General features: G+C 34.0%; 21 protein-coding genes. All 21 read right to left on the minus strand.

Translation table 11 applies throughout. The features are described from left to right. Window positions 1-30 precede the first annotated feature (30 nt). Entirely contained in the window at window positions 31-1,422 is a 1,392-nt protein-coding gene (gene nagE / locus BX659_RS07050; protein WP_097017299.1) for an N-acetylglucosamine-specific PTS transporter subunit IIBC, read from the minus strand. Between the two features lie 354 nt (window positions 1,423-1,776). Further along, window positions 1,777-2,919, minus strand: coding sequence for an N-acetylglucosamine-6-phosphate deacetylase (gene nagA, locus BX659_RS07055; protein WP_097017300.1), 1,143 nt, complete (start codon window positions 2,917-2,919; stop codon window positions 1,777-1,779). Window positions 2,920-2,981: 62 nt separating this feature from the next. Continuing rightward, complete coding sequence (murQ, locus tag BX659_RS07060; RefSeq protein ID WP_097017301.1) at window positions 2,982-3,875, minus strand: N-acetylmuramic acid 6-phosphate etherase; 894 nt, start codon at window positions 3,873-3,875, stop codon at window positions 2,982-2,984. A gap of 513 nt (window positions 3,876-4,388) precedes the next feature. Beyond that, entirely contained in the window at window positions 4,389-5,123 is a 735-nt protein-coding gene (locus BX659_RS19590; protein WP_097017302.1) for a GntR family transcriptional regulator, read from the minus strand. 171 nt (window positions 5,124-5,294) lie between these two features. Then, window positions 5,295-6,962 carry a carbon starvation CstA family protein gene (locus tag BX659_RS07070; RefSeq protein ID WP_097017303.1) on the minus strand — a complete coding sequence of 556 codons (1,668 nt, stop codon included), beginning with the start codon at window positions 6,960-6,962 and terminating at the stop codon, window positions 5,295-5,297. A gap of 624 nt (window positions 6,963-7,586) precedes the next feature. Next, a complete protein-coding gene (gene speB / locus BX659_RS07075) occupies window positions 7,587-8,441 on the minus strand; it encodes an agmatinase (protein ID WP_097017304.1) in 855 nt (284 codons plus the stop codon). Next, window positions 8,434-9,282: a polyamine aminopropyltransferase gene (gene speE, locus BX659_RS07080; protein WP_097017305.1), complete on the minus strand. Its 849-nt coding sequence runs from the start codon at window positions 9,280-9,282 to the stop codon at window positions 8,434-8,436. The genes speB and speE overlap by 8 nt, the downstream gene beginning before the upstream one ends. Before the next feature lie 94 nt (window positions 9,283-9,376). Continuing rightward, window positions 9,377-9,796, minus strand: coding sequence for an adenosylmethionine decarboxylase (speD, locus tag BX659_RS07085; protein WP_097017306.1), 420 nt, complete (start codon window positions 9,794-9,796; stop codon window positions 9,377-9,379). A gap of 147 nt (window positions 9,797-9,943) precedes the next feature. Beyond that, complete coding sequence (locus tag BX659_RS07090) at window positions 9,944-11,413, minus strand: aminotransferase class I/II-fold pyridoxal phosphate-dependent enzyme (protein ID WP_097017307.1); 1,470 nt, start codon at window positions 11,411-11,413, stop codon at window positions 9,944-9,946. 510 nt (window positions 11,414-11,923) lie between these two features. Beyond that, window positions 11,924-12,097 (minus strand): hypothetical protein, encoded by a 174-nt coding sequence (locus BX659_RS18980; protein WP_172431854.1) that lies wholly within the window; start codon window positions 12,095-12,097, stop codon window positions 11,924-11,926. Window positions 12,098-12,358: 261 nt separating this feature from the next. Then, window positions 12,359-13,456 (minus strand): PRK06851 family protein, encoded by a 1,098-nt coding sequence (locus BX659_RS07095; RefSeq protein ID WP_097017308.1) that lies wholly within the window; start codon window positions 13,454-13,456, stop codon window positions 12,359-12,361. A gap of 166 nt (window positions 13,457-13,622) precedes the next feature. Beyond that, window positions 13,623-15,140 (minus strand): secretin and TonB N-terminal domain-containing protein, encoded by a 1,518-nt coding sequence (locus tag BX659_RS07100; RefSeq protein ID WP_172431855.1) that lies wholly within the window; start codon window positions 15,138-15,140, stop codon window positions 13,623-13,625. Next, window positions 15,121-15,705, minus strand: coding sequence for a GspMb/PilO family protein (locus tag BX659_RS07105; RefSeq protein WP_097017310.1), 585 nt, complete (start codon window positions 15,703-15,705; stop codon window positions 15,121-15,123). The genes BX659_RS07100 and BX659_RS07105 overlap by 20 nt, the downstream gene beginning before the upstream one ends. Beyond that, window positions 15,692-17,023, minus strand: coding sequence for a PilN domain-containing protein (locus BX659_RS07110; RefSeq protein ID WP_097017311.1), 1,332 nt, complete (start codon window positions 17,021-17,023; stop codon window positions 15,692-15,694). The genes BX659_RS07105 and BX659_RS07110 overlap by 14 nt, the downstream gene beginning before the upstream one ends. Window positions 17,024-17,036: 13 nt before the next feature. Beyond that, window positions 17,037-17,594, minus strand: coding sequence for a prepilin-type N-terminal cleavage/methylation domain-containing protein (locus BX659_RS07115; protein WP_097017312.1), 558 nt, complete (start codon window positions 17,592-17,594; stop codon window positions 17,037-17,039). Window positions 17,595-17,600: 6 nt separating this feature from the next. Further along, window positions 17,601-17,954: a type II secretion system protein gene (locus BX659_RS07120; protein ID WP_097017313.1), complete on the minus strand. Its 354-nt coding sequence runs from the start codon at window positions 17,952-17,954 to the stop codon at window positions 17,601-17,603. Continuing rightward, the gene (locus tag BX659_RS07125; RefSeq protein ID WP_097017314.1) at window positions 17,954-18,382 is read right to left on the minus strand and encodes a prepilin-type N-terminal cleavage/methylation domain-containing protein; all 429 of its coding nucleotides are present in this window, start codon (window positions 18,380-18,382) and stop codon (window positions 17,954-17,956) included. Before BX659_RS07125 ends, BX659_RS07120 begins: the two co-directional genes overlap by 1 nt. Next, complete coding sequence (gene gspG, locus BX659_RS07130) at window positions 18,366-18,803, minus strand: type II secretion system major pseudopilin GspG (RefSeq protein ID WP_097017315.1); 438 nt, start codon at window positions 18,801-18,803, stop codon at window positions 18,366-18,368. The genes BX659_RS07125 and gspG overlap by 17 nt, the downstream gene beginning before the upstream one ends. A gap of 13 nt (window positions 18,804-18,816) precedes the next feature. Beyond that, entirely contained in the window at window positions 18,817-20,025 is a 1,209-nt protein-coding gene (locus BX659_RS07135) for a type II secretion system F family protein (RefSeq protein WP_097017316.1), read from the minus strand. Window positions 20,026-20,037: 12 nt separating this feature from the next. Then, window positions 20,038-21,534, minus strand: coding sequence for a GspE/PulE family protein (locus BX659_RS07140; RefSeq protein ID WP_097017317.1), 1,497 nt, complete (start codon window positions 21,532-21,534; stop codon window positions 20,038-20,040). Further along, complete coding sequence (locus BX659_RS07145) at window positions 21,531-22,097, minus strand: hypothetical protein (protein ID WP_097017318.1); 567 nt, start codon at window positions 22,095-22,097, stop codon at window positions 21,531-21,533. The genes BX659_RS07140 and BX659_RS07145 overlap by 4 nt, the downstream gene beginning before the upstream one ends. Between the last annotated feature and the right edge of the window lie 3 nt (window positions 22,098-22,100).

Genomic DNA, 22,100 nt, shown 5'->3' on the forward strand with positions numbered 1-22,100 from the left:
CTTCTAATCATAATTATAAATCTAAAATTATTAGATTTTATTCAGCTCTTCATTAATCTTTATTGCAATAGCTTCTGCACGTGTTCCAACAATCACCTGTACTGCTTCATCACTTACTTTAATAACCGCTGAAGCTCCTAAGCTTTTCAAAGCTGCTTCATTAATAGATTCAGCATCAGTAACAGTCAGCCTCAATCTGGTGATGCAAGATTCCACACTTCTTAAGTTATCAGCTCCACCTAAACTCTCTATATAAGCTCTAGCATCAATCTTACTATTCTTATTAACTTTTCCTTGCTTACTTTTTTCTATATCATCTTCTCTACCTGGAGTAGAAATATTAAATTTGCTAATCATGAATCTAAATAAGAAGTAATAAATCGCAAAAACAACTAATCCTAAAGGAATTAATAAGAAGGGTTTAGTAGCTAAGCCATAATTCAAAATATAATCGATAGCCCCTGCCGAAAATCCAAAACCATGTTTAATCCCAAAGATGTATGTGAGTGATAAGGATATTCCTGTCAATATAGAATGCATAACATATAAGATAGGAGCTAAGAACATAAAGCTAAATTCAAGGGGTTCAGTAATCCCAGTTAAAAAAGATGTAAAAGCAATACTGAATAAAGCACCTGAAACAGCCTTCTTATTTTCTGATTTAGCAGAATGATAGATAGCTAAAGCTGCTGCTGGTAATCCAAACATAAAGATAGGATAAAATCCAGCCATAAAGGTTCCAGCAGTTGGGTCACCTGCAAAGAATCTTGATAAATCTCCAGTAACAACTTTGCCAGCTTCCGTAGTATAATCACCAAATACAAACCAAATAAAACTGTTTAAAACATGATGTAATCCAATTGGGATTAGTGCTCTATTTAAGATACCATAAACGAAGACTCCAAAGGCTCCTGCACCAATAATCCAATTTCCTATTGCTTCAATTACTGTCTGAATAGGAGGCCAAACATAGCCAAATACTCCTGCTAATAAAACACAAGCTGCTCCAGTAATAATTGGCACAAACCTTTTACCACTAAAAAAACCTAACCAATCAGGCAACTCTATATCATGATACCGATTATATAAAGCACCCGCAACAGCACCAGCTATAATCCCAGCCAAAACGCCCATATTAATCTCACTATCTATCGATTGAGTACCCTTTGTCAATACAAAATAACCTACTACTCCAGCTAAGCCTGCAGCACCTGAGCCATCAAAAGCAATTCCAACGGCAACACCAATTCCAAATAATAATGCCAAGTTTTCAAAAATAGCTCCACCTGCTGCTGCAATAAATGGAATATCCAATACATCTCCAGCGCCCAATCTTAATAAGAGTGCTGCTGCTGGCAAGACAGCAATTGGTAGCATTAATGCTTTCCCAATCTTTTGTACATTAGTAAGAATTTTTTTCATAATTATACACTTCCTTTTGTAGAATTGATTTTATTACCTAGCAAATCCTTATCCATTGCTCCATTATCCTTGCCGCTTGTTTATCTTATTATCTTGTGGCACTTTGATGATTATTTAAAAGCTAATAATTTACCTATCTAACAACTATCACCTCCATTACTTAATCTTTAACCACTTACTAATTATCTTAGCCCTTATTTATCTTATTAATTGTTGCTATATTGGTTATTACTAGTATAATGATTAAAGGTTTTAGATAATTCAAATCTATTTTAATTAACTTATCACCAATTTTCACTTTACCTTATTTTTATATAAAAGATTCATATATCTTACATATAATCTAATTCACCTTTATAACTTTCTATAAAGAATCTCTCCTTCTACTATAGTAAGAGAAATATTAACTTCTTTATCAAACACTACAACATCAGCATCTTTTCCTTTCTTGATACTTCCCTTATACTTATCAATTCCTATTAATTTAGCTTGATTTAGAGTGACCATTTTAATAGCATCAATTAGACTTAGTTCTGTGTGCTCTATTATATTTTTTAATGCTTGGTTTAAAGTCAGTACACTACCGGCTAATGTATTATCTGTTAATCTAGCTGAGCCATCTTTAACTCTTACTTGTTGTCCTCCAAGATCATATACTCCATCCCGCATACAAGCAGCTCTCATTGAATCACTAATTAAGACAACTCTATCTTCACCTTTAATATCAACTAGCATCTGAAAGATACCTGGATGGACATGAATTTTATCAGCTATTAATTCACAAGTGATATTACTAGCAAATACACTTCCTACTACCCCTGGTTCTCTATGATGTAAAGGAGTCATAGCATTAAATATATGGGTAGCATGACTTATCCCTCTCTTAATAGCCTCCATTGCTTCTTCGTAAGTAGCATTAGAATGACCCATAGATAATACTATATCATGTTCTTTCATCTTACTTATAAAACCATAACCTTGATCTACCTCTGGTGCCAAAGTAATAATTTTAATAATATCTAAATAATCTTTTATAAACTCATAACTAGGCTTTTGAATATACTTAGCATCTTGAGCTCCCTTGTATTTTTTATTAATAAAAGGTCCTTCTAGATGAGCTCCTAATATCTTTGCTCCCTGTAAATTACTATCCATAGAGTCTCTGATTATATTAAGAGCTTGATAGATATTCTCTTTATCCATAGTCATAGTTGTTGGTAAGAAAGCTGTAACCCCTGTCTCTAATATTATAGAACTTATATCAGTTAGAGCTTCTATACTAGCATCCATTGTATCTCTACCACCTGCTCCATGAATATGCAAGTCAATAAAACCAGGGGCCACATACCGTCCACCTACATCTATTAGATCAAGATTTAAATCTTCTTTTAATTGCTCTTTATCGATTATATCAATTATCTTATTATCAAATACTATTGCTTGATCTTCCATTATCGACTCTTCCATAATTATCTTTCCATTAATTATAGCCTTCATGTTATATCCCCCATCCTAATCGGCAATAACTATCACCTCTTTTAAGAATTAGCCTCCATCTTTCATTCCAAGATATTTTGCTGATTTATAATTCCCTCGTTACTGGTTAAAATCTTCTTAGCCTCTACTAAATTTACACCTTTTTTTATCATTATTATTGCTAATCTACCATTATAATTGCATTGCTTTAATACTTCTTCTACTATACTTGCTTCTACCTCAGTAGCTATCTGAACAATTGTTGCTATTCTCTTTTCTAACTTTTTATTAATTGGTTTTACATCAATCATTAAATTACTATAAACCTTACCCAATTTAACCATAGAAGCTGTACTTAACATATTTAAAACCATTTTTTGAGCCGTTCCAGCTTTCATTCTAGTCGATCCCATAATGACCTCAGGTCCAACATTAACAGCAATACAGATATCTGCTATATCCTGTAATTTACCATTTTTATTACAGATAATACTTATAGTTCTAGCTCCTAAGTCCTTAGCATATTCTACAGCCTTTACTACATAAGGTGTATTACCACTAGCTGAAATCCCAACAATAATATCCTTCTTAGTAAGATCTATATTATCTAAATCTTTAATTGCTAAATCTTCATCATCTTCGGTCTCTTCAAAGGGCATACTCAAAGCCACCTTTCCCCCTGAAATAATACCTTGCACTATACCATTATCTATACCAAAAGTGGATGGACACTCTACAGCATCTAACACTCCTAATCGACCACTTGTTCCACTCCCAATATAAATTAACCTACCACCTTCATTAAGCTGTTTTACTATACAATCTACCGCTTTAGCAATATTACCTTTTTCTCTCTCAACAGCAACTGCCACTTTTTTGTCCTCATCATTTATTTTCTCAATTATCTCTATTGTTGTTAAAGTATCAATATCTACTGTATTTTGATTTCTTCCTTCAGTGATTATTTTACTTTCCATTTATACTTCCCCCTCTTTATAAGATAATTTTTAAGAAAATTATCTTATATATGATATAATGTATATACCAATTCGCTCATAAGATATTATCTATACATTTAATTATATAACTACTATTTTATACAATTATAGATTTTTGACTCTATAATTTAAATATAGGTTCATGAATCTAGAATAAAATTTAACCATGATGTTATCGAAAGAAAAAGTGATATTTAGGAGGTAGGTGGGTAGGGGGTTAGGAAAATTCAACTACCTAACCATCCAACCTCTAACTATCTAATAAAAAACTGTCGCACTATCCCCATTAAGTTTCATCTTGAATTCACATACCTATAAATTCTTTAAAAAACAGAGTATTACAATATCTAATTTCTATCTATTATTATCATGAATCACATATGTCATAATGTATATACCAATTTTATTAATTTCATTATATAAGTCGATTAGCACTTTGTCAAGACAAGTAGGAGAAAAAATCTAATTATTAACTTATACCCTTTTACTATACTAATAATTAAGGATTACTTCATGTTTATATTTATCACTTCTATAAACTGCCTTAGTATACTCAATTACTCTACCATTTTTTAAATATGTTGTTCGTCTAAATAATAAAGCTAGTGCAGATTCTTCTACTGTTAATAAATCACTCTCATATTCATTTAAAATTCTAGGTTCTATAGTCTGCTTAGCATAATCTAAATAATAACCATATTTATTCTCCAATAAACTGTAAAAGGAATTATTTTCAAGCATCTCTTGGCTCATATCTGGACATAAATCATAAGGAATCCAAACAGTTTCTATAGCAAAAGGTTCATCTTCTACAATTCTTAATCTCTTTATTTCTATTACCTGATTTTTTTCCATCTTCAAATGATTTTTAACTTTCTTCGTTGCTTCTTTTAACTCAAAATGTAGAATTTTCGTTTCTGTTTCTAGTCCTTTTTCTTCCATAACTTTAGTAAAGCCTTTAAGTTTAGATAGTTGATATTTTAATTTAGATTCAGTATCTGTAACAAAAGTACCTCTCCCTTGTTCTCTATATACCAAACCTTCATTGACCAAGTCCATAATTGCTTTTCTTACAGTCATCCTACTTATACTATGCATTTCAGATAACTCTCTCTCGGTAGGAATAGGGTCTCCTGGTTCTAATATATTATTTTCTATCATATCTTCTAAAATCTCTTTTAATTGATAGTACAATGGTAATGGACTATCCTTTGATATTCTCTTCATATTAACTCTCCTTATCTATAAAATAAGCAAAATAGTATTATATTATAGTGACTTATATCATCAATATGTTATATTGTATATACCAATATTATATACACGATAATATCTTTTTGTCAAGATAGATTTATAGAAAAAAGCCCAACTTATTAAGTTGAGCTTTTTTCTATTCAATTATGATTGTAATTCTACTTCAAGACTTTCACCTTTCCCATCAGTTACAATCTTTCTAGCCTCATCTGCCACCACAACCGCCAATACTATCAACACAATTGCAGTACCTCCTAATATATAATCAGGATTAGGTTTAACTAAGAAGTTATAACCTTGATATAATAAAGAGGCTATCGTTGTAACAACCATAAAGATGGCTGGATATAGAGTATATTTGGTAGGCTTTTTAACTCCGACCAAATAAGCTGTAATTACTAACAATGATAATGCTCCAATCAATTGGTTTGCTGCTCCAAAGATTGGCCAAATAATATTATAGGTTCCAGTATAGCCTACAAAAAAGGCAGGGATAGCAATAAAGATAGAACCAGCAAACTTATTCTTTAAAAGAGGAACTTTAGGTCCAACAAGTTCGGCACTAATCATCCTACCCAATCTAATACAGGTATCTAAAGTAGTCATCACAAAGGTCTTTAGCATAGTAATTCCAAAAAGCATTCCAAAGGTTCCAATAAAGGGCTCTACAAGGCGTCCATATCCTAAACCAAAGGCTTTGATAGGTCCACCACTATTTAACACAGTCAAAAAGCCAAACTTCTCCATCCCAACAGGTGCATCCCAGAACAGACCAGCACTTACTGCTAATAAGGCAATAACTGCTAACAATCCCTCTGTCAACATAGTTCCATAACCAATTAAACGACCATCAGACTCCTTGGCTAACTGCTTGGAGGTGGTTCCACTGGCAATTATAGAATGGAATCCTGAAATTGCCCCACAGGCTACCACAATACAGATTGTTGGCCAGATTGGTCCACTTGCTGAATTAAGGGAAGTAAGGGCTGGTGCATTAACTGTAGGATGGGTAACGAAAATCCCCATAAAACCTAGAGCCATTCCAATAACTAAAATCCAATTAGAGATATAATCTCTAGGCTGTAACAACATCCAGACTGGAAGTACTGATGCTATTAATCCATACCCCATCAATAAGACAAACCAGATTCCAAAGTTTGCTTGGCTAGGGAAGGGTAAAGAGATTGGAAATTCATACCCCAACCAGATTAAGCAGAATAACCCCGCTAAAGCAATCACAGTACCCAAGATAGTTGAAAAATCCAACTTATAAATCATAAAACCAAAAAGCATTGCTATAGGAATAATTCCAAAAGTTGGAATAACAACACTAGGAGTTGAAGCAAGAGTTTTTGCCGCTACAAAACCAAAGACCCCTACAACTAAAATTATAGTAAGTAAAACAAATACAGAGAATAAATTTCTAGCTCTCCTGCCGATAGCCTCTTGTGCTATCTCTGGTAAAGAATCACCCTTGAATCGAACCGAGAGCATCAATGATAGATAATCATGTACCCCTCCAATAAATACAGTCCCAAATAAAATCCACAGTAAGGTTCCTCCCCAGCCAAAGGCTGCAAAAGCTGCAATCGGTCCTAGAATTGGTCCTGCTCCTGCAACAGAAGAAAAATGATGTCCAAACAACATGACTGGCTTAGAGGGATAATAGTCCATCCCATCATTAAATTCGACTGCTGGAGTTGGTTGTTGATCATTGGGTTGAATCAGTCTCTTCTCTAACTTCTTACCATACCACCTATAAGCCAAGATAAACCATAAAATTGAAAAAATAAGTACTACTACTGAATTCATATACATCCTCCTCACTACTAACTTCTCTTTTGTTTTTGATTAAAGCACTACTCTTCTTCTACTCTCTAATATTATATTACTCTCAAAAGTACTTTAATCAGTCTATACTAAAAAGAAAAAAGATTTCCTTTTAGAATCGAAGATCAACCATTATCATATCCACTATTTACTTTATATTTTATTAATTTTCAATTATTCCTTATTATAGTTAGAAATTATATAATATAACCCATCTTATGTCAAACTCTTTTAAGCAAAGCAATTAATTCTATTTTATATATGCTAATATCATCTTCTTAAAATAGAGTATTGTGTTAGTTAAAATTTTAATATGAAAAGTTCCTTTTTATGGGTATATTGCGACAGTTTCATATCAGTGTACAGTTAACAGTTGACGGTTGACAGTTAAGTTCAAACCCTTCAAAGCAATAGTTTTAGTTCTTAACTGTAAACTGTTCACTGTCAACTGTCAACTCAAAAAAGTGTCGCATTATCTCTATATTGTATAAGTTTTTCTTAACATAATAGGTAATAAAAATAAAAAACACTCTACTCACCTTATCGGCTTTCGAGTGTCTTTATTCATAGTTTATGAAGTTTTTACTGTCCTCATCCATCCTTTTATCACGCTACCATACTCAGAATTAATTCTCGTAAGACCTTACAAGCTACTGCTGTAGATACACCACTATGATCATAATGAGGGGATAACTCCACTAGATCAGCAGCAACTATATTTAACTTAGTAAACTCTTTAATAGCATCCATCAACTCCTTGAAAGTAATACCACCAGCTTCAGGGGTTCCTGTGCCTGGGAAGATAGATGGATCTAAGATATCAAGATCAATTGTGATATAGACTGGTCTATCACCAATCTCTGCAACTGCTTTGTCTAATCCTTGACAGTCAAACTTTCTTAAGCTAGTATGGGATTTTGCCCATTCAAACTCTTCCTTCAATCCAGAGCGGATACCAAATTGGTAGATTCTATTATCACCTAAGAACTCCCAAGCCCCTCTAATCACTGTAGCATGGGATAGCTTATCTCCCATAAATTCCTCTCTTAAATCTGTATGGGCATCAAAATGTAATAATATCATATCATTATAATTCTGATAAACAGCCTTAATAGCTGCTAAGCTAACAAGATGCTCACCACCAATCATCATCGGTTTCTTACCATCTTTAATTACTTCATTGCTATACTCTTCGATGATATTTAAAACTTTTTGAGTATTTCCTACAGGAAATTCTAAATCTCCAGCATCACAGATATTATAGTCCTCTAAATCCCGATCTAAATAAGGGCTATAAGTCTCTAAACCGTAAGAATCAACCCTCATTGCTTGAGAAGCAAACCTTGTACCTGGTCTAAAGGATGTAGTCCCATCAAAAGGGCTACCAAACACTACAATATCAGCATCTTCATAAGATTTATCTAACCCAATAAAAGTAGTCAATAATTCAGGTTTAGTCATTCTGTATCATCTCTTTTACATAGTTTGGTAATGCAAAAGCTCCTAGATGAATATCTGTATTATAATATTTAGTCTTTAAACCTAAAGAGTTCCATCTCTTAGCATCAAAATCTTTAATTGGATGTAGCTCTTTTGAAGCAAAACCAAATAACCAATGACCTGATGGATATGTTGGCATATGATATTGGTAGACTTCAGAGATAGGGAAGATACTCTTAATCTTCTTATTAGCTCTAACCAACTCCTTAGCATTCTGGTCATAATAAGGGCTTTCATTTTGATTGACCAAAATCCCCTTATCAGTCAAGACATTATAACAATTTTGATAGAATTCAGTTGTAAACAGACCTTCCCCTGGACCAATTGGGTCTGTTGAATCTACTATAATCAAATCATATACCCTCTCTTTACCCTCAACAAACTTAACCCCATCTTCAAAATAGAGATTTACCCTCTCATCATCTAATTTAGAAGCTGTAAATTGTAGGTGTTCTATCGCAGACTTAACTACTAGCTCATCGATCTCAACCATATCGATCTGCTCTACCGATGAATATCTGCTTATCTCTCTAACAGTTCCTCCATCTCCACCACCAATGACCAAGACCTTCTTGATGTTTGGATTTGTTGCCATAGCAACATGGGTGATCATATCATGGTAGATAAACTCATCTTTTTCATTTACCATCATCAATCCATCAAGTGTTAATACTCTACCGAACTCATAACTTTCAAAGACATCGATTCTTTGAAAATCACTCTGCCCAGTATAGAGATACTCCTTTACCTTTATCCCAAATCTAACATTCTCAGTATGCTCTTCTGTATACCATAACTCCATTGCCTTACCTCCACATTTATCAACTTTATTTTTGACACTGGCTTTCATAACTCTTTATTCTTACTCTTTACTCTTCACTGATTACTCATTACTGCTAATCTACTATCTTATGTGAGAAGTTATTTAAATCCATCTCCTCACTGGCCTCTCTTTTTATCTTATCGAACATTCCTCTTGCTACTTCTGTGGTCTCTGTCTTCTCTGCCCCTAATTTCTCTGCCAAATAATCAAAGGCATTCCAAGGATTTACCTCGCCCCCACAAGTAAATAAATCAACAGCAGCATAATTATATTCTGGCCAAGTATGAATTGTTAAATGGGATTCAGAGATAACAACTGCACCACTAACCCCCCAAGGGTTGAAATGGTGAAATACACTCTCTACAATAGTAGCCTTTGCTTCGATAGCAGCCTGCTTCATATACTCTTCTATCTTCTTATGACTCTTTAAAATATCACTATCACAATTGTAAAACTCCACTAAAATATGTCTTCCTAATTGTTGTAACTGCATATAAATCACCCCTAATTTTTAGTATAAGTCAAAGTTTAAGTCTTAGTTTTGAACCTACTTAAGCTTAAACTTAGCCTTAAGCTATATATGTCCAATTCTAAAGTTAAACTTATATTTTTAATGTTTTTATCCTTTACTGATTACTGCTCACTTGTTACTCGTCACTGTCATTAAGACCTTGATCTTATCGACATAAGGATCAGCTGTACCAGTAAGTATCCCCTCTTCAGCTTTCAAAAATTCAATATAATCTATAATCTCCTTAGTTATAATCTCACCTGGAGTAACTATTGGAATTCCTGGTGGATAGACCATAATCGACTCTCCACTGATCTCACCTTCTGCATCCTTTAAAGCTAGTGTTTTGGTCTTAGCATAGAATGCCTCGCGGGGAGAAACTAGAATTTGAGGCCTCTCTAAAATATAATCCTTATATTCTATCCTCTTATCCCGACTATATTTCTGGCTAATATCCTTTAAAGCAGCTATTAACTTATCTAGATACTCTTCAGTATCCCCTACACTGATAATCCCCAAAACATTATGGATATCAGCAAGCTCCATTTGAATATTATAATCATCACGGAGAAGATCATAGACTTGAAATCCAGTTATCCCTAGCCTAGATACGTTGATACTCAGCTTAGTCTCATCAAAATCATAGATTCCATTACTTCCTATCAACTCTTTCGAGAAGGCATACATCCCATCAATTTTATTAATCTCTACTCTTGCTCTTCTAACCAACTCTAAAATTCTTGAAAATATCTCTTCACCCTTTAAGACCAAATTCTTTCTAGCAATATCAAGACTTGACATCAATAAATAAGATGCACTTGTACTTTGAGTCATATTCAATATTATCTTTACCGTATTCTTATCTATCATTCCTTCATTTAGCAATAATGCAGAGCTTTGAGTTAAAGAGCCACCTGTCTTATGTAGACTTACTGCCGCCATATCTCCACCAAAGTTCATACCACTTGAAGGTAACTCAGGATGAAATCCAAAATGGGCACCATGGGCTTCATCTAACAGCACTGCCATCCCATGTCGGTGGGCAAGATCAATTATCCCTTTAATATTTGAGGTAGTCCCATAATAGGTTGGATTGATTAAAAATATCGCTTTAGCATCGGGATGCTCTTTTATAGTATTTTTAACCTCCTCTTTAGATACACCTGTTGAGATTCCTAGCTCCCAATTTATCTCTGGGGTTAAATATACTGGTGTTGCCCCACTTAAGATGACACCATTAATTGCAGATTTATGGACATTTCGTGGTAAGATTATCTTATCTCCATGTCCACAAACGCTCATGATCATTGCTTGTACCCCAGAGGTAGTCCCATTAATTAAGAAGAAAGCATGATCTACACCATAAGCATCAGCCATCAGCTCTTCTGCCTCATTAATAACCCCGATAGGATTACTTAAGTTATCTAAATTCTTCATAGAGTTAACATCAATCTCTAAAACTCTCTTTCCTACATAATCAGCTAACTCCTTTAAACCTACCCCTTTTTTATGGCCTGGAACATCAAAGGGGATTACATTATTTTGATGATGCTCCTTTAATGCATCAAATAAAGGTGTTTTATTATGTTCTTTTGTCATTCTGTCTACTTATCTTCTCCTTTCTTTAAAGCAAATTCAAAATCGCTTAACTTTAACTACAATTATCTAAGATTAAAGATTTTTTCACTGCTTATCATTCTTCTCAATATAGTTTATCTTGTTCAGGGTCTATAAGATTTATACTGCTAATAACATGCCAGAGGTTTATAAATCAATGTATCTACTCTTATCACCATAATTATATAAGTTAGTTACCCAATGCTATCATATACTTATTAGAAGACTTCTAATAAGTATATGATAGCTTCTAAGTACCGATCAGATCTATGAACAAAGATAAATATATAATAAAAAAGACATTCGTTAATCCCAGAAATCTGCTAAGCAGAAATTTGAAAAATTGACTATCTGGGCTTTAACAAATGCAATATAATAATACCACAAAATTATTTATTTGCCTAGATATATTTTATCAAAATTTAATAGCTACTAATCAAAGGTTAAAATTCCTTAAAAAAATACCTTATTATCCAATCACTAATTCTACCATTAATAGTGAAGTTTCAATTTTACTTTGGATTTCTTTTCTTCTTCATCATTTAAGAGATCAGCAAATAATAAATAATCATCTATTATATCCTCGCTTGATAAGAAATCTACCATTTGAATCTCTTCTTTATCTTTGTCAACTCTATTACAAAGTTCTTTATTATCTTTACTCACCATCCTTTCCCTCCTTTCTTATTTTTTTATAAATCATGATAGCTGAGAAGATAAAACTAGCAATAAATCAGTGACAAGTGACAGGTAATGAGTAAAAAACTTCTCTCGTTACTGTCTTAATATCTATCTTTAATCCCATAAATAATTAAAAATTATAAAAAGACATCACTATATATTATTCCCAACATATCAAAAATAGTATTATTAAAAAGAAAAATATAACTCTTTTTTAAAAGAGTTATATTTTAATAACTGATAATACTATTCTTTAGCCAAAGATAACATCTCCTCTACCACAGCAACCCTTCTCTCTTCTATAGTATCAAAATTCATCGCTTCAATATAAGGCTCTTCTAATTTATCATGTAACATTTTAGCCTGCTTAATCGCCTCAAGGGCCTTCTGCATCGCTATACTATAGCGTTCTTCAACACCAGTAATCTTTATCGCATTCTTTTCAATTACCTCTGCAGAAACACAGTCTAACATATCGATCAGTTGGTCTCCTGTTCTAACAGGATCAACTACATGGGGAGCAGTCCCATCAATCAAAGCTACACTTAATTTAGGAACTACAATCATATCTATACTAGCTGGAGCAAAGGAACAATGAAAGTAATTAACTTCAAAACCTCTCTCTCTAACAGCTTGAGCTACTTTCTTCATCAAGGTAGATTTACCAGTACCAGGTCTGCCTTTAATGATATATCGCACCTCTATATCCTCAGTTATATTATCAAAAAAATCTACAGCTCCCTTAGGAGTAAAGGCACTACCAAAAAGATGGCGTTCTGGACCAAGTTCCTCTGCCAATTCAGTTTCTGCTAAGATATCATCAATCAACTTCTGGGCTCGTCGATTGGCCTTTTGAAAGTCCATTCCTTCTAGGTAGTAATCTTCCCATTCATCATGAATCAACTTAGCCTCAGCCAAATAAGCATAGGCTCTATTAAAGGACTTACTGATACTCTGACTTAAAAAGACTATTTGCTCTTTATTCTCTTCTAATATATCTCTATCCCAATAACGACCTAAATTGATAATCTCATCAATAGCCCCAGGATATTTAGGATCTACTATATGGGGAGCTGTTCCATCTAATAAAGCTACCTTTAAGGCAGGTACAACAACCCCATCTAAAGAGTCATTATCTGAAGAGCACCAATGAAATTCTACATCATAACCTTGCTCTAGCATATCATTCCCTATTCTCTTCATAAAGGTAGACTTTCCTGTACCAGGTCCACCCTTAATGATGAATAACCTTTCACAGTTATAAGGTAAATAATTATAAAAAGAATAAAACCCCTTACTTGTATTAGCACCAGGATAATAATTTTTGATCTTTCCTCTAGCCATAAATCATCCTCCTTTGTTAACTTTATATAATATTTATGTCATAAAAGCTGACTTTATGGCTAGAAATATGATAAATTTTAGGTATAAAAGAGAAAATTTAGAGTAGCCATTATAAATAAAAAGACTAAGCTCTTAAAAAATAAGAGCTTAGTCTTTATCCGATTATTTAATTAACCACTTCATCAGCCTTTTTGCTCATCTCCTTCATATTTTCATAAGCCTCCTTACTTTCACCATCTTGTAGAATATGAGGAGTGATATACATAACCAATTCCGTTTTAGAAGAGTCATCACTTTCTGAACGAAACAACCTTCCTAACAGAGGTATATCTCCCAAAACAGGAACTTTATTAGAGGTTTTAGAGCCATTATCCTGTAATAAACCACCTAAGACAATAGTCTGTCCATCCTTTACTCTAACAGTTGTGCTGATCTCTCTACGTCCAATATCAGGAGGACGGCTCTGGTATTGGGCCTTCATATTGCTGATACTAGGCTTTAACTCTAAAGTAATCGAGCCTGAATTACTGACCCAAGGTGTTACCTCCAAAGTAATCCCAGCATCAATACTTTGATACTTCATCTCTTCATTTCCATTTTCATCCTTATTGATAACCTCATAATATGTCACATCAGAGACCTCAATGGTGGCTTCCTGCCCATTTAATGTTGTAATATTAGGGTTCGCCCTAATAGTAGCTTGCCCCTTAGAGATCAATGCTTGGAGATTTAATCTAAAGTTATCAGAGAAATCAATAATTGATTTATAACTAAATTTACCTAAATCATTATCAAACAGGGTTATACTCTCTTTATCATCTTCTAAGTAAGAGTTTAAACTCAATGATGAGCTATCACCTTTTTTGTGGGAGATATCTATGATTAAAGCTTCCACAACAATTTGAGGAATCTTCTGGTCTATCTTTGCTATATATTCCTTGACCTTCTCAATCTCACTTTGGGTTCCAGTGACCATAATAGCATTCTGCTCATTTATTACCTTCACATTGGCAGCTGGTATATTACTAGGTAGAATCTTCAAAACCTTCTCTGCCTGCAAATACTCTAGAGGAATCAGTTCACTGCCTGTTAATACCGAGGAGGCTGGACTATTGACATTCTTCTCACCAACTAAATAGACATCACCTTTTCTAATATAGGTATAACGTCCCCCAGCCAAAATTAGATTGATTGCCTCTTCTATAGGGATATCATCCAATTTTAAATTTATCTGTTCTCTAATAGGACCAAATAAGACCATATTTACTTTACTAATTTGAGAGATACTTGACAAGATATCACCTAGGTTAGCATCTTTAGCCTCCATAGTAACCTTACCATCTATAACCCAAATATTTAGCCTCTCATTCTCAAATTGGCTGACTAAATAAGTATTGTCAGTCATTCTCTTAAATTGATAATTATATGCCTTAGTCAAGGCCTGTAAAGCCTCTCGAACCTTAACCCTCTTTAAGTTAAGGGTAACCTGCCCCTTTAAATCCTTATCAGGAACCAAATTGAGCCCACTCTGCTCTGTTAGCATTACAAGTACATCCTCTATATTAGCATTTCTGACACTTAAACTGACCAAGCTAGTCTCTGCATAAGTATATAAAGAGAATATACTAGTAAATAGACAGATTAGAAGTATAATTAAAATTCCTTTATTCTTTCTCTTCCCCATCATTATCAATCTCCTCATCTATTATATTGATCGCCTTGATTCGTAGATTCACCTTCAAATCATTATACCTGCTAGCTTGACCTTTGCGAATAATCAGCTTATCGACTATCAGGAACTTATTAGCATTATTTAAAGATTCCAATAAATTGACCAAATGCTCTAATTTACCATTTAAAGATAGAATATAATAAACGATCTTAAGGTTATCAGTCTCAGATTCTTCTACTTCAATCTTCTTATCAGTAATCTCTAAGCCACTCTCTTTCAAAAATCCATCTACAGTCTCCAATAATTTTAATTGAACCTGAATCTCTTTTCCTGAAAAGGTGAAGGATTTAAGTTCTTCTAGCTTAGCTATCTCTTCTCTTAATTTATGCTGATACTTTTGACCATTCCTTAAGAGCATCGAGGTCTTTTGCCATTGCTTCTCTTTTTTCATGTAAGTAACTGCAAAGGTTCTTTTATACCTAATAGCTGGCAATATACCCCACTTAACTATAGAGACAGTCAGCATAACTGCTAATGCAAATAATAACAGCCTTTTCTCCCGATTATTTAGTTTCATCTACTAACTCACCTACAATCTTAAACTGCTCTCCATCCCCTTGATTAATAATGTTACCGATAAACTCTAGATTATTAAAATATCCAGACTCCTCTAAGCTATTCATTACCCCAATGGCAGATGGAGCTGTACCTGTTAAGAGATTCAACTGATAATCCTTAAAGTGTATTTGGTCTATCTTAGTCCCTTTAGGTAAAACCCTACTTAGCTCCTCTAGCCAAGGTAAGTAGTTATATGTTTGGTTAATATTATCTTCTAAATCCTTTATCTGTTGATTGATTCTACTATACTCACCTTTAACCTGATCAATCTGCCTAATAATAGGGTTAAGCTTTGATAGCTTAGTATCTAAAGCAGCCAACTTATCATTATCAACCTTCCAATTCACTCCAAAAGACAAGAGGTTAATAAAAAGAATTATTACTACAATAATGGAATTAATTATGATATACTCCTGCTTCTTATCATAGAAGTATTGCATTAGACAATTACCTCTAAACCCTTCTACAGCTTCAGCTCCATAGAACCAGATATGATCATTTATCTCATAATCCTCTTCCTTCAAATTTGAAGAACCAGCAACTTTAGTACCATTAACTACAACTAAAGGAGCTTCTTCTAACTTGTATCTCCTCTGTAGATAGGAAGTGGTTTTAGTAACCTCTTCTTGTAAATCAAGGCTTCTACTAGCCCTAATATAGCAGTCCTTCTTACTAAAAAATATAAAGTTGTAGTAGTTAGTCCCTTTATCAATATAGAGAATCTCTTTATAATTATTTAAATTATTCTGGTGATAAAGATAATAGATTAAAGCAGCTGGGATTATACTACTAATTTTAACCCCTTCTTCATAGCAAGAATAATAGATAGGATTGAGAAACTCCTTAAGCACAGCAAATGCCAAAACTATCACTCCATCTTTTGACTTTTCAATAATATAATAAGAGAAGTATACCTCCTCTTCCCTGCTAGGTAGCTTATCTAAAAACTTAAATCTCAAAATATTTTTCAGCTTCTCTTTTGAAGCATTAGGCAACTCCAATATTTCTACAAATAGCTTACTAGAGGGCATAACCAATATTAGATCTTGAGGATTATATTTAAGCTCAGCCAAATAAGCAGAAATCTTCTGTAGATGGGTTAGATGAGATTGATTATAAACAATCTGATTATCCTTTATCTGAAGTATCTTCAAATAATCATCGCCAATCTCTAGATAAGTCTGTAATCTTCTGCCTCTACTTCTATAACCCTTTAAATGATTATTGACTGACGAATATATCTGTTCAGTTAATTTATTGAATTTTCCCTTTTTCATATATAAAACCTCGCTATCCTTGATATTCACGCCCAAGATAAAGGGCTATGACTATAGGTGGCAACTCTACTTTCTTGATTGTAATCTGAACTTTTATCGCAGTAGGTAACCTTTCTTCCTCTTCATAAGACCAATATCCTTTCCAGTAATCATCTTTAGGATCATAAAAATAGAAGTTCACCCCTTCAATCTCTAAATTATTAAAGAATAATAACTGCTGAGATTCCTCTTTATCTATAGAACTTATCTCTCTTTTTAAAAGCCCCTGATAAGGATCAAAAAAATAGCTTATCCTCTTTAACTGCTTATCCTCCACAGTCAAAAACTCCAAACTATGCTCTTCACCTATAAATAGATTGTCCTGATAAAGTGGGGAAAGAAAGATATTATTAAGATGCCTTTGTAGATCACTCTCCAATACCCTCCAATGCTGTTGCCAGTCACTATTAGCCCCTGATCTCTCCCAAGTAGAAAGGCTTTGTTGAAAAAAAATAAAGGTAACAGTCATGATAATTGCTGAAATCGTTACCGCAATTAAGATTTCCACTAAAGTAAATCCTTCCTCTCTCATATTTACCTACTCCCAATCATCATTAAGGGTAATCCTGCTAACAGAATAGCTATACTCCCCTTTACTTCCTAGCCATCTTACAATTAACTTCAATCCTCTAACCCCTTCATCAATATAATCCTCTTCTAAACTCCAAGAACATAGATTGCCTTTATATAAAAAATCACCATGGGTTGCTAATTCAACCCCAGATACAATCTCATTGAGCTTACTCTCAGACCAGCTAGCCATATAAGTATAATCTCTGCGACGCTCTATTCCATCATTGACTCCCATAAAACCTTGCACCAAAATAGAGAGGCTAATCCCTAGGATAAGCATCGCAATTAAGACTTCAATCAATGTAAATCCTCTATCCATCAATCTCCCTCCATAAAAGCTAGCCCAGTTATCGGGTTTATCTTGACCCTAAACTCTTGATTATTAGCAGTTACAACAATAAACTCTCCTCCAGAACTACTACCATCTGCAAAAAAACATATCTCATTATCTTCCTTTAAATCTCTAATCACCTTAATCCCTTTGCTAAATTCTATCAACTCCCCTGACCTATCCTGATAGATCAATCTATCATCAGCTAACTCTAAGGATTCAGTAGAGTACTCACTGATAGCCTTGACCCTAAGTTGAGTTAAAAGTTGTATTACTTTGCGTGATGTACTCCTTAACTCTACACTATCAAGTAACTTTCCAAAGGAAGGTAAGCTAACTCCTAAAATAATTCCTATTAAGATGACTACAACTAAGACTTCTATCAATGTAAAAGCATCTTTACCAGTTAGTAACATCAGTAGACTCCTTAGTTCCTCCTTCTTGATTATCTAATCCATAACTCCATAAATCATATTTATGCTGATTATGCTCCCCTGGATTCTTATAGTTATAAGGATTTCCCCAAGGGTCTAAAGGTACCTGTTTATCATCTAAGTAGGGTCCATTCCAATTATTTGGAGCCGGAGAGATGCTAGGCTCTTCAATTAAAGCTTCTAAACCTTGTTCAGTACTTGGATATCTACCATTATCTAAACGATAACTATCTAAAGCCAACTTAAAGACATCCAACTGATTTTGAGCTGTTGTCTGCTTTGCTTGTGAAACCTTTCCAAATAGCTCTGGACCAACAGTAGATGCCAAAAAGCCTAAAATTACAACTACTATTAAAACCTCAATCAAAGTAAATCCCGACTCTCTTTTTATAAGTTTATTCATCTAAAATCCTCCTCTAAAACGATATAGAATTGATATTAAGCATCGGTAATAACATAGAAACTACCATCATGCCAATCACCGTACCCATTACTAAGATTACCAAAGGTTCAAAGACCTTCATCATCTTCTCTAAACTTGCTTTTGACTCTTCCTCAAAGTTATCGGCTAATTGTAATAACATTGCAGATAACTTACCTGTTCGCTCTCCAATACCGATCATATGGACTGCCACTTGTGGAAAATAGCCATTATTACTTAAATTCTCTGACAAAGCCCCTCCTTTTTGTACCTTCTCTCTGGCTAGCTGTAAGGTATTTTGCAAGATAATATTAGAGCTAACTTGCAAACTGATATCTAAAGCCTTCAACAAATTAACTCCACTATCAAGCATAGTCCCTAAAGTCCTACTAATTCTAGCCACCTCTACCTTTATCATAAACTCACCTATAAAAGGAAGCTGTAACAATAGTTCATCTACCTTCCTTCTTCCAGCTTCAGTATTATAATAAGACCAAATAGCTAAGATAATTACTATAGGAATAACAAATACAAGCAACCAATAAGTTGCTAAAAAATCACTAACTTTCAATAATATCTCAGTAGATAACGGGAGCTTCTGCCTATAGTTCTCATAAATAGATAAGAATTTTGGAAGAACAAAGGTTAACATCACAATAACTGCTAATATCGAGACCACCAATAAGACCAGAGGATAGATCATACTTGTAATTATAAAAGATTTAAAACGATGGTTATCCTCTAAATTTTGGGCTAAACGCTGACAAGTTAAATCAAGAAATCCTCCTTCTTCACCAGCTTTAACCATACTTACATACCCTTTAGAGAAGTAGCTTGGGTATTTAGCTAAAGACTCAGCAAAGCCACGCCCACCTTTTAAAGCTTCATATACCTCTTTTGCTACACTCTTAAATTTTCCAGGCTTTAATAGCTCAATAATTACTTGTAAGGATTCTCCAAGCTGTACCCCTGCTACTAACAGGTTGGCTAATTGCCGAGTGAATAATATTCTCTCTTCATTTTTTTGGGCTAAATTAAAAGAAAAGTTACTAGACCTTAAACCCTCCTTAAGCTCCTCTAATTCAAAAAGATATAACCCATCTTTAGCCAATCGCCTCTTAGCATCATCACTATCAAGGGCTTCCATCTTACCTTTAACCTCTTGCCCCTTATCATTGATGGCTTTGTAGCTAAATTTGACCATCTAACATCCTCCCTAACTTCTAGTTACTCTAATCAATTCATCTATAGTAGAGCTTCCTGCTTTAACTTTACTCCAACCATTCTCTAACATAATCTCCATTCCTTCTGCTCTTGCTACCTTTTTAATCTCATCTATCCTCTTAGCTTGAGATATCATAGCTTCAATCTTATCATCAATTTTAAGTAGTTCATAAAATCCTGTCCTTCCTTTATAGCCAGTATGACCACATTCCTTACAGCCAACTGCCTTATACAACCTTTCCCCATCAGCTAAACTCTTGTCTATATTCTTTAATAACTTCTTATCTGGAAGATACTCCTTTTTACAGTGAGGACATAATACTCTGACCAGACGTTGGGCTATTACCCCCTTTAGTGTTGAAGCCAATAGATAATCCTCAATTCCCATATCAAGTAAACGGTTGACAGTACCAAGGGCATCATTGGTGTGTAGTGTAGCAAATACCAAATGCCCTGTCTGGGCTGCCTCAATTGCTATTTTGGCTGTCTCTATATCACGAATCTCTCCAACCATGATCACATCAGGGTCTTGACGTAAGATAGATCTTAAGCCTTGAGCAAAGGTGAAGTCAATCTCTGGCTTGACTTGAATCTGGTTAATACCATCTAACTGATATTCAATAGGGTCTTCAATTGTAATTATTTTAGTTTCAGCAGACTTTAAATAATTTAAGGTAGCATATAGTGTAGTGGTCTTTCCACTTCCTGTAGGGCCTGTTACCAAGATAATTCCATTTGGCTGGCCAATCAAAGCTAAATAATCTGCCAATAATTTAGGACCAAAACCGATATTTTCAAGATCTAGTAAAATAGCCGACATATCCAATAAACGTAATACAGCACTCTCCCCATAGAGAGTTGGTGTAATTGAAACTCGGATATCAATCTCTCGATTAGAGGTTCTTATCCTAATCCTACCATCCTGGGCTAGACGCTTCTCTGCAATATCGAGATTAGACATAATTTTAATTCTAGTTATAATTGCTGGCAGTAGCTTTCTTGGGGGTGACTCTGCCTCAGTTAGGACACCATCAACCCTATATCTTACCTTGATCTCATCTTCAAAGGGCTCAATATGGATATCACTAGCCCCTCTTTTAAAACCAGAATTGATAATAATATTGACCAATCTAATAATAGGTGCTTCTTGAGCCAAATCCTCTATATCCTCTACTTCTGTATCCAGCTCTACGCTAGAATAGTCATCTAATTGTATAAAATCTATATTATTTAACATCCCTTCTACAGTATCTGTCGAAATTCCTAAATACTCTTCGACGAGATTATCGACTAAATCTGTTGACTTAACCTCATATTTAATCAAGTTATTAGTATATATCTCTAAATTATCCAATGCTGGCAAAGGTGGATGCTGGTCACTGATAAATAAGATGATATCCTCTTCCTTTCTGACTGGTATCAAGCGATGCTCCTTCAAAAATTGTTGAGGAAAGAGTCTTAATAAGTTAATATCTAAATCAGAAATCATCCTCTATTCCCCCTTTGAGATAAAGCCAAGGTAAACTCTTCTCCTTGATAGCTCAAAATTACCGTCGACTCCTTAATAGCTCTAACTTCATATCCCTCTATTACCCTTCCTTCTCTTACAATATAAGTATATGATGATAACTTATTAGATAAAATAGCCATATTATCCCCCTTCTTATTAGAAAGGGATATTGCTATTAAGCTAAAAGGAAGACCTCTTTTTTTCTCCTCAATAACCTTTTTGGGTTTTAAGATATGAGATGGTATTTTAGAAGGTGATGCAACGACGACCTTCTGATCTTCAAAGAAGATATTTTCTTTTATCTTATCCTGCCACGCTCTACCTTTATACTTACTCAAATATTCATATTCTAATGGTGATAAATCAGCTAATCTCTTCTTTAAAACTGGAAGCATCGATAAGATAGGGTCTACCTTATTGTCCCCCCAAATATCTACAAAAAGCCCTCTTACTGAAAAGAAGAGGTGGACAGAACTTACAACTAACAACACCAATAACAGAATCTTGATTCTCTTTAAAACATCGATAGATTTAAAAAACATAAC

This window comes from Orenia metallireducens (assembly GCF_003001995.1).
Classification (GTDB): domain Bacteria; phylum Bacillota; class Halanaerobiia; order Halobacteroidales; family Halobacteroidaceae; genus Orenia; species Orenia metallireducens_B.